14 protein-coding genes are annotated in these 12,610 nt (G+C 61.5%); 10 read left to right on the top strand and 4 right to left on the bottom strand.

Translation table 11 applies throughout. The features are described from left to right. The first annotated feature begins 81 nt into the window (after nucleotides 1–81). The 6 genes from purB to EWM63_RS15025 all read left to right on the top strand — a co-directional run bounded on the left by purB (nucleotide 82) and on the right by EWM63_RS15025 (nucleotide 4,228). Nucleotides 82–1,455, top strand: coding sequence for an adenylosuccinate lyase (purB, locus tag EWM63_RS15050; RefSeq protein ID WP_130187255.1), 1,374 nt, complete (start codon nucleotides 82–84; stop codon nucleotides 1,453–1,455). 159 nt (nucleotides 1,456–1,614) lie between these two features. After that, nucleotides 1,615–2,139: a cytochrome b gene (locus EWM63_RS15045; RefSeq protein WP_130187254.1), complete on the top strand. Its 525-nt coding sequence runs from the start codon at nucleotides 1,615–1,617 to the stop codon at nucleotides 2,137–2,139. A gap of 32 nt (nucleotides 2,140–2,171) precedes the next feature. Beyond that, the gene (locus EWM63_RS15040) at nucleotides 2,172–2,714 is read left to right on the top strand and encodes a YceI family protein (RefSeq protein ID WP_371861226.1); all 543 of its coding nucleotides are present in this window, start codon (nucleotides 2,172–2,174) and stop codon (nucleotides 2,712–2,714) included. Between the two features lie 34 nt (nucleotides 2,715–2,748). Beyond that, complete coding sequence (locus EWM63_RS15035; protein WP_130187252.1) at nucleotides 2,749–3,309, top strand: YceI family protein; 561 nt, start codon at nucleotides 2,749–2,751, stop codon at nucleotides 3,307–3,309. A 191-nt stretch (nucleotides 3,310–3,500) separates the two neighbouring features. Next, a complete protein-coding gene (locus EWM63_RS15030; protein ID WP_229487903.1) occupies nucleotides 3,501–3,701 on the top strand; it encodes a helix-turn-helix domain-containing protein in 201 nt (66 codons plus the stop codon). 11 nt (nucleotides 3,702–3,712) lie between these two features. Then, complete coding sequence (locus EWM63_RS15025; RefSeq protein ID WP_130187250.1) at nucleotides 3,713–4,228, top strand: Clp protease N-terminal domain-containing protein; 516 nt, start codon at nucleotides 3,713–3,715, stop codon at nucleotides 4,226–4,228. A 32-nt stretch (nucleotides 4,229–4,260) separates the two neighbouring features. On the opposite strand, the gene EWM63_RS32835 is transcribed toward EWM63_RS15025, so the two are convergent. Then, nucleotides 4,261–4,389, bottom strand: a complete 129-nt coding sequence (locus EWM63_RS32835) for a hypothetical protein (RefSeq protein WP_259772509.1) — start codon at nucleotides 4,387–4,389, stop codon at nucleotides 4,261–4,263. Between the two features lie 109 nt (nucleotides 4,390–4,498). On the opposite strand from EWM63_RS32835, the gene EWM63_RS15020 reads away from it, so the two are divergent. Beyond that, nucleotides 4,499–5,548: an acyltransferase family protein gene (locus EWM63_RS15020; RefSeq protein ID WP_165390836.1), complete on the top strand. Its 1,050-nt coding sequence runs from the start codon at nucleotides 4,499–4,501 to the stop codon at nucleotides 5,546–5,548. A gap of 61 nt (nucleotides 5,549–5,609) precedes the next feature. Here the strand turns inward: EWM63_RS15020 and EWM63_RS15015 are convergent, their stop codons facing one another. After that, a complete protein-coding gene (locus tag EWM63_RS15015; protein ID WP_130187248.1) occupies nucleotides 5,610–6,743 on the bottom strand; it encodes a hypothetical protein in 1,134 nt (377 codons plus the stop codon). 219 nt (nucleotides 6,744–6,962) lie between these two features. Between EWM63_RS15015 and EWM63_RS15010 the strand changes: the two genes are divergently transcribed. Together EWM63_RS15010 and EWM63_RS15005 are read left to right on the top strand one after the other, a co-directional pair. Continuing rightward, nucleotides 6,963–7,232 carry a GlsB/YeaQ/YmgE family stress response membrane protein gene (locus tag EWM63_RS15010; RefSeq protein WP_130187247.1) on the top strand — a complete coding sequence of 90 codons (270 nt, stop codon included), beginning with the start codon at nucleotides 6,963–6,965 and terminating at the stop codon, nucleotides 7,230–7,232. A 219-nt stretch (nucleotides 7,233–7,451) separates the two neighbouring features. Then, the gene (locus tag EWM63_RS15005; RefSeq protein ID WP_130187246.1) at nucleotides 7,452–9,608 is read left to right on the top strand and encodes a S46 family peptidase; all 2,157 of its coding nucleotides are present in this window, start codon (nucleotides 7,452–7,454) and stop codon (nucleotides 9,606–9,608) included. 266 nt (nucleotides 9,609–9,874) lie between these two features. Here EWM63_RS15005 and EWM63_RS15000 read toward each other — a convergent pair whose 3' ends face one another. Beyond that, nucleotides 9,875–10,489 (bottom strand): PEP-CTERM sorting domain-containing protein, encoded by a 615-nt coding sequence (locus EWM63_RS15000; protein ID WP_229487902.1) that lies wholly within the window; start codon nucleotides 10,487–10,489, stop codon nucleotides 9,875–9,877. A 753-nt stretch (nucleotides 10,490–11,242) separates the two neighbouring features. On the opposite strand from EWM63_RS15000, the gene EWM63_RS14995 reads away from it, so the two are divergent. After that, nucleotides 11,243–11,800 carry an NADPH-dependent FMN reductase gene (locus tag EWM63_RS14995; RefSeq protein WP_130187245.1) on the top strand — a complete coding sequence of 186 codons (558 nt, stop codon included), beginning with the start codon at nucleotides 11,243–11,245 and terminating at the stop codon, nucleotides 11,798–11,800. A 16-nt stretch (nucleotides 11,801–11,816) separates the two neighbouring features. Here the strand turns inward: EWM63_RS14995 and EWM63_RS14990 are convergent, their stop codons facing one another. Then, complete coding sequence (locus EWM63_RS14990; RefSeq protein ID WP_130187244.1) at nucleotides 11,817–12,518, bottom strand: MBL fold metallo-hydrolase; 702 nt, start codon at nucleotides 12,516–12,518, stop codon at nucleotides 11,817–11,819. Nucleotides 12,519–12,610: the final 92 nt, after the last annotated feature.

The raw sequence follows: 12,610 nt of genomic DNA, 5'->3' as shown, positions 1-12,610 counted from the left end.
GCAGGCACCCGGGCAAGCCGGTGGTCAAAAAAAGGGCACGACGATGGTAAAATCGCTCTTTTTCCTGCCTCCCTCTTCACCATGACCACTCCATATTCCACGTTGTCGGCCCTTTCCCCGCTCGATGGCCGCTACGCGTCCAAGACCGACAAGCTGCGCCCGATCCTGTCCGAAGCCGGCTTCATGCACCACCGCGTGAAGGTCGAGATCGCGTGGCTGCAGGCGCTGTCGCAGGCCGGCTTTGCCGAGATCAAGCCATTCCCGGCCAGCGCCACGGCGCTGCTCGACAAGCTGGCCGCCGACTTCTCGGAAGCCGATGCCGCGCGCATCAAGGAAATCGAAGCCGTCACGAACCATGACGTGAAGGCCGTCGAATACTGGCTGAAGGAACAGGTGAAGGATGTGCCGGAACTGGTGGCCGCGTCCGAATTCATCCACTTCGCCTGCACGTCCGAAGACATCAACAACACGTCGCACGGCATGATGCTCAAGGCCGCGCGCGATGGCGTGATGGTGCCGGCCCTGAACGGCCTGGTGGCGAAGCTGAAGGACATCGCCCACGCCAACGCCGAGCTGCCGATGCTGTCGCGCACGCACGGCCAGACCGCCAGCCCGACCACGCTGGGCAAGGAATTCGCCAACGTGATCGCGCGCCTGGAACGTGCCATGGTGCGCATCGCCAATGTGGAAATCCTGGGCAAGATGAACGGCGCCGTGGGCAACTACAACGCGCATCTGTCGGCCTACCCGTCGTTCGACTGGCCGGCGTTCTCGAAGAACGTGATCGAGCAGCGCCTGGGCCTGACGTTCAACCCGTACACGATCCAGATCGAGCCGCACGACTACATGGCCGAGCTGTTCGACGCCTTCGCGCGCGCCAATACGATCCTGCTGGACCTGAACCGCGATATCTGGACCTACGTATCGCTGGGCTACTTCAAGCAGAAGCTGAAGGCCGGCGAGATCGGTTCGTCGACGATGCCGCACAAGGTCAACCCGATCGACTTCGAGAACTCGGAAGGCAACCTGGGCCTGGCCAATGCCGTGCTGAAGCACCTGTCCGAAAAGCTGCCGGTCTCGCGCATGCAGCGCGACCTGACCGATTCCACCGTGCTGCGCAATATCGGCGTGGGCCTGGGCTACACGCTGCTGGCCTACGACAGCTGCCTGCGTGGCCTGAACAAGCTGGAAGTGAACCCGGCCCGCCTGGCCGCCGACCTGGACGCGAGCTGGGAAGTGCTGGCCGAGCCGGTGCAGACGGTGATGCGCCGCTACGGCATCGAGAACCCGTATGAACAGCTGAAGGAACTCACGCGCGGCAAGGGCATCACGAAGGAAGCGCTGCAGGAATTCATCGGCAAGCTGGCCATCCCGCAGGAAGCGAAAGACCTGCTGCTGGCGATGACCCCGGCGAACTACACGGGCGTCGCGGCGCAACTGGCCAAGGCGATCTAAGCTTTTAAGTATCCTCTCATCATCGGCCTCTATGACGGCAGCTCCTTATCCTGTAGGGTAAGGGCTGCCGTTCTTGCATCTGCCAGCGGCGTCTTCGTTTCTTTGCTACAGTGACGAGTTGTTAGTCCTAATACGTACTAAATAACAGGGGTGCCCAGGATGGAACGCTACACAAGAACCGCGATGGTGCTGCACTGGCTGATCGCGCTGCTGATCATCGCGGCCTTCACGATGGGCCTGGTGATGGTCGATATTCCCGGCTTTACGCCGACCAAGCTGAAGTACTTTTCATGGCACAAGTGGCTGGGCGTGACCGTGCTGGCGCTGGCCGCGCTGCGCCTGCTGTGGCGCCACCGGAACCGGCCGCCCGCCCCCGTCGCCGGCATCGCGCCATGGCAGTCCAGGGCCGCGGACGTGACGCACGTGCTGCTGTACATCCTGATGTTCGCCGTGCCGCTGTCCGGCTACCTGTACACGACTGCGGCCGGCGTGCCTGTCGTCTACCTGGGGCTGTGGCAGATTCCCGCCGCGTTCGAGGCCGACACGGCGCTGAAAGCCACGCTGAAGCCCGTGCACTACTGGCTGACCATGGCGCTCGCCGCCCTCGTGGTCATGCACGTGGCCGCCGCACTGAAACACCATTTCGTCGATCGGGACGATATCCTGAAACGCATGCTTCCCTAACTGACCGAGAGACCTCGTCCATGAAAACAAATATGAAACACCTTCTGATTGCATCCCTCGTCGGCCTGTCGCTGACGGCTGGCGCTGCCGTGCTGAAGACCGATCCCGCCAAGACTTCCGTATCGGCCACGTTCAAGCAAATGAACGTGCCGGTCGAATCGAAGTTCAAGAAGCACAGCGTGGTGATCGACTACGACGCCGCGAAGCCCGATGCCTCGAAAGCCACGGTGGAAGTGGAAACGGCCAGCCTGGACATGGGCGACCCGGAATACAACAAGGAAGTGGCCAAGAAGGAATGGTTCAATTCCGCCCAGTTCCCGAAAGCCACCTTTGTCTCCACCGCCATCAAGAGCGCCGGCGCCGGCAAGCTCAATGTCACCGGCAAGCTGACCATCAAGGGCAAGGCCACCGACGTCACCTTCCCCGTCACCGTGAAGACGGAAGGCGGCAAGCAGGTGTTCGACGGCGCGGTGCCGATCAAGCGCCTCGCCTACAACATCGGCGAAGGCGAGTGGAAGGACACGAGCATGGTGGCCGATGAAGTGACGATCAAGTTCCACGTCGTATCCCAATGACCTTTGCCGCATTTTTCCACCTGACGGAGACCGCATGAAATCCACGCTGTTCGCTGCACTGCTCGCCATGGCTGGCCTGGCCAACGCCGCCACCTACAACATCGACCCGAGCCACACCTATCCGAGCTTCGAGGCCGACCACAAGGGCCTGTCGCTGTGGCGCGGCAAGTTCAACAACACGAAAGGCACGATCACGATGGACCGCGCCGCCAAGACCGGCAGCATGGACATCACGATCGACACGACGTCGATCGACTTCGGCCACGAGAAGATGAATACGCACGCGAAGGCGCCAGACATCTTCAACGTCGAAAAATTCCCGACCGCCACGTACAAGGGCAAGTCGTTCAAGTTCAACGGCGACCAGCTGGCCAGCGTGGACGGTGAACTGACGCTGAACGGCGTGACGAAACCGGTGGAACTGAAGGTGGACCGCTTCAAGTGCGTGCAGGATGCGCGGCTGAAGCGCGAAGTGTGCGGCGCCAACGCCACCGCCGAGTTCAAGCGCACCGACTTCGGCATCAACTTCGGCATCCCGAACTTTGCCCCCGAAGTGAAGCTGGCGATCCAGGTCGAGGCGATCGCGGCCGAGTAATCCCCTGCACCTCCCCTCACCAGCCCCGCCGCGCGCGGGGCTTTTTGTTGCCTGAAACCGGGGTCTGACCCCGAATCGAGGAAATATTTCCTAAAATCGGGGTCAGACCCCGGTTTTTGGAAACATCACGCCTGTCGTCATCTTTTGTTGACGATATCGACGTCGTCAACTAATATTGACGCATGATCGATATGAACTCCCTCCCCCGTCCCGACGATCCCGCCGAAGCGCTGGCGGCGGTCGTTGCACTGCGCCTGGCCGCAGACAAGTTAGAACGCACGGCCGTGGCGGCCGCCATTGCCCAGGGCTGGTCCTGGAGCCAGGTGGCCGATGCGCTGGGCGTGTCGAAACAGGCGGCGCACAAGCGCCTGGCCCCATTGATCCAATCCTAGAAAGGAACATCATGCTGCAGCGACTGAAACAGCGCATCGCCGACATGCGCACCATCAAGGCCCTTTGCGAGGGCGCCGAGCGGCACGCGAACACGATGGGCGAAACGGAGCCGGGCCCGGAACACTTCCTGCTGGCGGCACTCGACCTGCCGGACGGCCTGGCGCGACGCGCCTTTGCCACGGCCGGGGCCGATCCATCCCGGTTGCGGGCCGGTATCACCTCCGCCCATGGCGCCGCGCTCGCGGCGGTTGGTGCCGATCCCGGCCTTGTGGCCGGGGAGGCGCCGGTATCTCCCAAAAAAGGCGTCTACGGGTCGAAGGGCTCGATGGAAGCCGTGATGCGGGCGCTGGCGGATTGGCCGCGCGAGGCAGGCGAAGCATTGACGGGCGCGCACGTGGCGGCGGTCGTCGCTTCGGGGCCGCAGGGCACGGCGGCACGCGCGTTGAAGGCGATCGGTACCGATGCCGCGGTGCTGGCCGCCGCCGCCCGTGCCGAAATTGCCTCGGCGTCGCGCCACGCTGCCTAGAGAGACCTTTTACCCGGCCATTTACAACGCCATCAGCGCAGGCCGCCGGAAAAAATTGCCGGAAAATCGGTAAAACCGGTGACAGACACCGATTTCGATGGAACGTGTATTACGAAAAAACCGGTGTTTGTCACCGGTTTTGTCACTGTTTGTTGTTTCATGTTGCAATCCCCGCTGCCCAGCCTTGCCTGGCAACCGCTACCGTCGTACATTTGGTTATAAAAATGGCATATAAATTCCATAACTAAAATTTACGAGGGATTCATGGGGATGGCCCGGCATCAAAACAATTTCAACCTGCTGCGCCTGCTGCTTGCACTGCTTGTGCTGCTGTCGCACGCACCCGAGCTGCAGGATGGCGACCGCCACCGCGAGTTGCTGACACAGCTGTTCCACACGCTGTCGTTCGGCGAACTCGCGGTGGATGGCTTTTTCCTGCTGAGTGGCTACCTGATCGTGCAAAGCTGGGATCTCGATCCCGTGCCGGCGCAATTCCTGCGCAAGCGCGTGCTGCGCATCTATCCTGGTTTCATCGTTGCCAGTCTCGTCTGTGTCTACATCGTCGCGCCGCTCGGTGCGGATGCCACGCGCTACTTCAGGGAACTGTCCACGACCACGGTGGCCCTGTGCCTCGCCGTGCTGCACGGCCCCATCACGCCGCCCGTGTTCGAGGGCCTGCCCGAACCGCAGGTGAACGGCTCGATGTGGACGATCATGCGGGAATTCGCCTGCTACCTGGCGGTACTGTTGCTAGGCGTGTCCGGGGGCGTCCGGCATCGCGGCGTGTGGCTGGCGCTGACGGTGGCGGGTTTCGCCGCCTACCTGTATGCCTCCTTTGGCCTGCCGCTGCCGTGGGCGCCGCTGGGCCTGCTGTTGAACGACCCCATCGTGCGGCTCGGTTCACTGTTCTTTGCCGGCGGCTGCTTTTACCTGTACCGCGACTGCTACCGCTTCACGCGCCGCGGCGCACTGGTCGCAGCCGTGGTGGTGCTGGCATTGATGTTTTCACGCCGTTACGTCGAACTGGGGCTTGCCACGTTCGGCGGCTACCTGCTGTTCTATTTTGCGTTCCGCCCGATGTGGCTGACGGAATCGTTCAACAAGCTGCCGGACATTTCCTATGGCGTCTACCTGTACGGCTGGCCGGTGCAGACGCTGCTGGTCGCGTACCTGCCGCCGGTGTCGCCGTGGCTGAAATTGGGCCTTGCATGCGCGATCGTGCTGCCCATCAGTGTGCTGAGCTGCTATCTCGTGGAGCAGCCGATGCTGCGATGGAAGAATGCGCGGCGCAGGGTGGCAGCCGCCAGCGTGGGCACATGAAAAGGCCGGGAAACCCGGCCTTTTTATCGAGATCGCGCGATGGCGATCTTGTTTACTTCACTTATTTGCCGTCTTTATCCCAGTCGCCCGGCAGCTTACGCTCGACACGGTCCCAGGCGGAGCGGGTGGCGCTCTTCGCTTCGTTCCACGACAGGCGGGAATTGCCCTTCGTGCGTTCCCAGTCGGTTTGCAGGCTCGACTCGTTGGTGTTCCAGTCGCCGCGGTAGTTGGCACGGCCGTTGTAGCCCAGCGAGTAAGCGGGATCGTAGTCGTCGTACTGGTAAGCGGGGTTGTAGTACGACTCGTTGCGGTGCTGCTGTTCCCAATAGGTTTTTTCCTCGGCCGGGTTGACCAGGCCGCCGACACCCTTGCCCGTCATGCCGCCAGCCAGTGCGCCGATCGCACCACCGGCCGCCATGCCGACCGGACCGGCAGCAGCACCCAGCGCCATGCCGGCCATTGCGCCGCCACCGGCTCCCACGCCCGTTGCCAGGTGGTGGTCGCTCAGGTCGTCGCCCGATTTCGGGTTCACCACTTCGGCCGCGCCCTTGCCTGCCAGGCCACCGGCGATGCCGCCGACAACAGCTCCAGCCGCCATGCCGATCGGGCCGCCCGGCGTACCGGCTGCCAGACCTGCCGCCGCGCCACCCGCCGCGCCCAAGCCCGTGCCGATCACGTGCTGGCCAGCACTATCTTTCCAGCTCGATTCGATATGCGCCGCATCTTCATCGGAGCGTGCATTGACGCCCATCACGATGCCGCCGCCCTTCAGGCCTTCTTCATAGTGCTGCACGCGCTCTTCCGGGATACCGGCACCGATCAGCGCGCCCAGCAGGCCGCCCGTCAGGCCGCCCGCGCCGGCGCCGGCCAGCGCAGCTGCCAGCGGGCCGGCGATGACGACGCCCAGGCCCGGCAGCACGAGCGTGGTGCCCACGGCCGCCACGGCCGCCAGTGCAGCGCCGATTGCGCCGCCCACGCCGGCACCGATGCCCGCGCCTTCGGCAGCCTTGCTGCCCAGTTCGGTTTCAATCTGATCGCCGCTGAAATAGCGTTTGCGGGTTTCATCGGACATCAACACATTGATGTCATCCTTGCCGTAGCCGCGCGAAGTCGCATGCTGATAGGCGCGCTCGGCGCTGTCGCGATCGTTGAACAGGCCGGTGACAAGGCGGGAATTCTGATTCGATTGGCTCATGTGGGTCTCCTTTTGATATGAGTCGATGTACCGCTCCACAATATGCTCCCCGCTCCCACCTCTCTGTACGTTTCCGCACCAAGACGGTGTTTGCGCACCGACCTCGCGGGAACGTACGCTGGCGCACGGACCGCGCAGCTTCCGCCCTCTTACACTTTTGATCACGGCAGGGCTGAAACGGCCCGGTCTCTTTTCTCAACGATATATAGGGGAACGAGCATGAACTTCATCATCTGGATCGTTATCGGCGGCATCATTGGCTGGCTCGCCAGCCTCGTCATGAAAACGGACGCCCAACAAGGGATGTTCCTCAACGTTGTGGTCGGTATCATCGGGGCATTGCTCGGTGGCTGGCTGCTCTCGCCGCTGTTCGGCACTGGTACCATCAATTCCGACGACTTCAGCCCACTTTCGCTGCTGGTCTCGTTCCTGGGCGCCGTGATCCTGCTGGCCATCGTCAACCTGGTCTTCCGCGGCCGAGCACGCTAACCGCGCATCTGGCACGTCATGTAGCACATGGCATAGCAATGAAAGCCGGCCCAAGGGTCGGCTTTTTTCATGCCCGGATTCATTCCCCAAAACCAAATTTCATGCGGTTTTGGCATTGAAATTCCTGATTGACGAATCGCAATGCGATGCGGATACTTGCACGCGCCACGTAACCCGCGGCAAAGATCGGGACGCCTACAACTACTCCTATACCATCGCATGAAAAAATCACTTCTCGCGCTCGCCATCATGAGCATCACATCCGCCCATGCCGATGAAGGCATGTGGATGCCGCAACAGCTGCCGCAGATCGCCAAGCAACTGAAAGCCGCCGGCCTGAAACTCGATCCGAACAGCCTGACGCGGCTGACCGAATTCCCGGCCGGCGCCATCGTCAGCCTGGGCGGCTGCTCGGCGTCGTTCGTATCGCCACAGGGCCTCGTCGTCACCAACCACCACTGCATCTACAACAGCGTGGCGCAGGCTTCCACGCCGGAACGCGACCTGCTGGCCAACGGCTTCGTGGCCCGCTCGCTGGGCGAGGAATTGCCGGCCGCACCGGGCACGCGCGTGTTCGTGACGAAGGAAGTGCTGAACGTGACCGACAAGGTCGTCACGCCGGAAGTGGCCAAGCTGTCCGGCAAGGCACGCAGCGATGCGATCGAGAAGAACCAGAAGGCACTGGTGGCGGCCTGCGAGCAGGATGCCGGCCACCGCTGCTCCGTGCCGTCGTTCTACGGCAGCCTGGAGTTCTACCAGATCAAGCAGCTGGAAATCCGCGACGTGCGCCTGGTGCACGCGCCGCCGGCCGGCGTGGGCAAGTTCGGCGGCGATACCGACAACTGGATGTGGCCGCGCCACACGGGCGACTATGGTTTCTACCGCGCCTACGTGAGCAAGGACGGCAAGGCCGCCGACTACAGCAAGGACAACGTGCCGTATGTGCCGAACCATGTCCTGAAGCTGGCCAAGGAAGGCGTCAAGGAAGGCGACTTCGTGATGGCCATGGGCTACCCGGGCCGTACCAACCGCCACCGCCTGCCATCCGAAGTACAGTTCACGTTCGACCATTCGTACCCGGCCTTCGTCAAGGCATCCGGCGAAACGCTGGCGATTATCGACCGCGAGACCAAGGGCAACAAGGACCTGACGCTGAAATACGCGGGCCAGGTCGCCAGCATCAACAACTACTACAAGAACCGCCAGGGCATGATCGACTCGTATGCCGGAAGCGATTTCCTGCAGCGCAAGACGGCCGAGCACGAGCAGCTGAAGAAGTGGATCGATGCCGATGCCAAGCGCAAGGCCGAATACGCCAACGACATCACGAAGGTCGAGCACCTGATCGCCGAGCGCGACGCGGAAGCCAAGCGCGATTTCAACTACAGCTATGCCCAGCCGCGCCTGCTGACGACGGCACGCATGCTGTACCGCCTGGCGAATGAAACGCAAAAGCCGGATGCCGACCGCAAGTCCGGCTACCAGGTGCGCGACCTGCCGCGCATCAAGTCCGGCGTGGCATCGCTGGTGCGCACGTTCGATCCGAAGGTAGACAAGGCGATCGCCATGCACCACCTGAAGAACTACCTGGCGCAACCAGCCGCCGAGCAGAAAACGGCGTTCAATGCGGCACTGGGCATTCGCGCCGGCATGAGCGATGCGGAATTGTCCGCGGCACTGGACAAGCTGTACGCCGGCACGAAGCTGACCGACGCCGCGGCGCGCGACGCCTGGCTGGACAAGAAGCCAGCCGACTTCAAGGCCAGCGACGATGCCTTCGTCAAGGCCGCCGTCGCCCTCTACGAAGCCGACATGAAGGCCGAGGCGGAAGAAGAAGAACTGGCCGGCAAGCTCCAGCAGGCCTACGGCAGCTACATGAAGGCCAAGATCGCCTACATGAAGTCGAAGGGCCAGGCCGTGTACCCGGACGCGAACAGCACGCTGCGCGTCACATACGGCAACATCGCCGGCCGCGCCCATGGTGCCGACGGCACCACCTGGACCGCGTTCACCACCGTCAAGGGCGTGCAGGCCAAGCACACCGGCACGGGTGAATTCGATGCGCCGAAAGCGCAGCTGGACGCGATCAAGGCCAAGGACTTCGGCAAGTACGTCGATCCGAAGCTGAAATCGGTACCGGTGAACTTCCTGGCCACGCTGGACATCACCGGCGGCAACTCGGGTTCGGCCGCGCTGAACGCGAAGGGCGAACTGGTGGGCCTGGCGTTCGACGGCACGCTCGATTCGATCATTTCGGACTGGGACTTCAACAAGGCCAACACCCGCGACATCCAGGTCGATTTGCGCTACATGCTGTGGAACATGAAGCATGTGGACAAGGCGGATAACCTGCTGAAGGAGATGGGCGCCGAGTAAGCGTTACGCTTCCATCGAAAAGCCACGTTCCGTGAGGGGCGTGGCTTTTTTTATTTCTGAGTTTTAGCGTTGAGCATGGCACTGGGGCGTGCAATGGAAAAGGGGGACCGGATTTACGAGGGTTGCTTTTTTACCGTAGGGCCAAGAGCGCTGACAAAACCGGTCGCTTATACTGAGAGCAACAAGAGCGTACACGAGCTAATATGGCCGTCTGCTTTTGGAAGCAGACAACCATTCAGACCCGGAACGAAGAAAACCGATGTTGATCAGTACATGCGCTTACGGCGCAGCCTCATCCCTACCAAAGCGAGGCCCGCACCAAGCATTCCATATGTTGCAGGCTCAGGCACTGGTGAGACAGACAGGTCTCTGAAGAGGAACGCTCCATGCATTGGGTCGCCTTCCGAATCTCTTTGGCTACCAGACATTTGAAAATGGTAAGAGCCCATAGCGCGGGTGTAACCCCATTGCTCTCCCGCTATGTGATGTACGCCCGAGAATTCGGCCACGTCAGAGGTAATTCCCGCAACTAATGTCGAGTACCAATCATGGCAAGTCCAGTCTCGGCAACCATCGCTGTAGCCGCCCATGCCGCTGCTGTACCAGACGTTAGCACCAACATTATTGAAGAGTTGGCGAACCTGGGCAGTACTCGCAAGCGTAAAGCCACTGAAAATTCCGCCTGTCTGGGTAGCTGCGAATACTGATTCGTAACTCATTCCCAGCGTGCCGTTGAGACTAAGCCATTGGTAATTTGTATCTGTATCGGTCGCGTAGGCAACTTCGGCTCCGTTAGCAACTATTTTTCCGGACGATACCAACGCTGCCTGAGATTGCAAACATACAAGCCCAAGCGAAATCATAAGTGCTATTTTTTTCATGGCTACTCTAGTTATAAGAAGAGCCACATGTTACATATTTGCAACTTAAAATGCAACCTACCACCATGCGTTTCACATAAACATAAGCAATAACAGAAGCAACCTACCCATTTTTGCTGGTGATAAGCTAGCGCGAACAATTCAAACGTATTGATTTGGGCGGAGTGCCAACGGTCCTGGTAGTTGCCTCCTGGACTTCACCGGATAAACCTAAGCCGATGTTGGGTTTTGAAAAATTATATTCATTCGTTCTTTACCTTGAATCTTCGCCGTTCTTCAAGCTGAGATAAGCACATGGCGCTCATGAGTTGGTGGGCGAGGATAGTCAAATTGAAACGCCAGCACAACGCTTTTTCGATTATGTTGCGTCGACCGGTTGAATCCACAGGCGAAAGCGGTCATACGCAGCAACGGTTCGCCCCCAGTATGACCGCCATATTCGCTGACAGATGATTTCCAATCCTTCTCGTATCCCAACCGATAGCGAAGATGCCACCAAGGCCGACTGCGGCACGCGTTCCTGCTTCTACCTTCTGGCGGAAGCATCCCAAAGCCTCTCGGGGCAGGCAAATTCAAGATCTTCGCTCTCTCCCCTGCCGTGAATCACAATGGCGCCAGGACCTGCGCCGCCTTGCGCAATGTGCGTCGCGAAGCTTGTTCGTACCGAACGGGGAAGTTCCCTGCACATCTCGCCCGCATACGGTACATTGTCTTTTTCACACGCAACAACCCGCAAACCTCAGGAGAAAAAGCATGGCAAAGAAAGTCGCTGTCCTCGTCGGCAGCCTGCGCAAGGAATCGATCACCCGCAAATATGCCCAGGCGATCGCAAAAATGCTGCCGCCGTCGCTCGAGGCGGAACTCGTCGAGCTGGACATGCCGCTGTATAACCAGGACCTGGACGATGCCAATACCCCGGCCGAGGCGTGGACCGCGTTCCGCAACAAGCTGAAGGCCGCCGACGCCGTGCTGTTCCTGACGCCCGAGTACAACCGCACGATTTCCGGTGCGCTGAAGAACGCAATCGACGTGGGTTCGCGGCCGTGGGGCCAGAGCGTATGGGATGGCAAGCCGGCCGCCGTCGTGTCGCAGTCGCCGGGCGCGCAGGGCGGCTTCGGCGCCAACCACAACACCCGGCAAGCCGTGGTGTTCCTGAACGTGCCAGTCATGCCGGCGCCGGAACTGTACATCGGCGGCTCGCCCAACTACCTGGGCGAGGACGGCGACATCAACAACGAGCAGACGAAGGAATTGATCGGCAAGTTCGTTGCCGCGTTCGAGAAGTGGGTCGAGGCCAACGCGAAGAAATAAGCGCTGGCAAACGAGCCTATTGGCAGGTCGGTGAGCCAAAGCGGTAGGGCTCGCCACGCGCGACCGGATGTTCCGGCACCGGCTCGCGGCCATTCTTTTCCATTGCCAGCAGCAGCGGCGTGCCGGCTTGCCGCAGCAATGCCAGCCGGGCCCCGGGAAATCGCTGCGGGATCAGGCCGATCTCGAAGGCCGACAGGTCGCCGTGATTGACCAGCACGCGGCACGATGGCCCGAAATCGAGCATGGCCGCCATCATGGCCGGCCGCGTGCCGCCGGGATCGGGCATCGACGTCACCCGCAGCCGCGTGTCCCCCTTGCGAACGGTCATGCCTTCCCATGTGTCGAGCGGATACACGCTGTGGATGCCGTGGCTGCGCAGACGCTCCGCGGTACCCGTCATCGCCACAACGGGGCGAGCGCTCCATGCCGCGGCACCCACGCCATGCCAGTCGGGGTTCGACAGCAGCACCAGGTCGGCACCGGCCATGTCGGGCGGCAGCGTGCCACCATCGGTGCCGGGGTCGATCAGCACCGACAATCCCCGCACGCGCAGCAGCGCGGTGGCGGTACCGAAGAATTGCACCATGCCGCCGGGATCCTGGCGCGCCGCGCCCGAGGGAATCGTGAGCCGGTAGCGGGGCACGTCGGCGGCATGGGCCAACGTGGCGGACAACAGCAAAGGCAACAGCGGCGAACATAGCGTGAGCGGCGTCTTCATGGGGCCTCCGTGGAAACCCTACAGTTACCATGCCGCGCCGGAGTCAAAGATGAACTGACGCAAAGGCCCATGCCGACAAGTATCGCCGGCGG

Source organism: Pseudoduganella lutea (assembly GCF_004209755.1).
Taxonomy (GTDB): Bacteria; Pseudomonadota; Gammaproteobacteria; order Burkholderiales; family Burkholderiaceae_D; genus Rugamonas; species Rugamonas lutea.
This window is presented reverse-complemented; position numbering and strand designations above follow the sequence as displayed.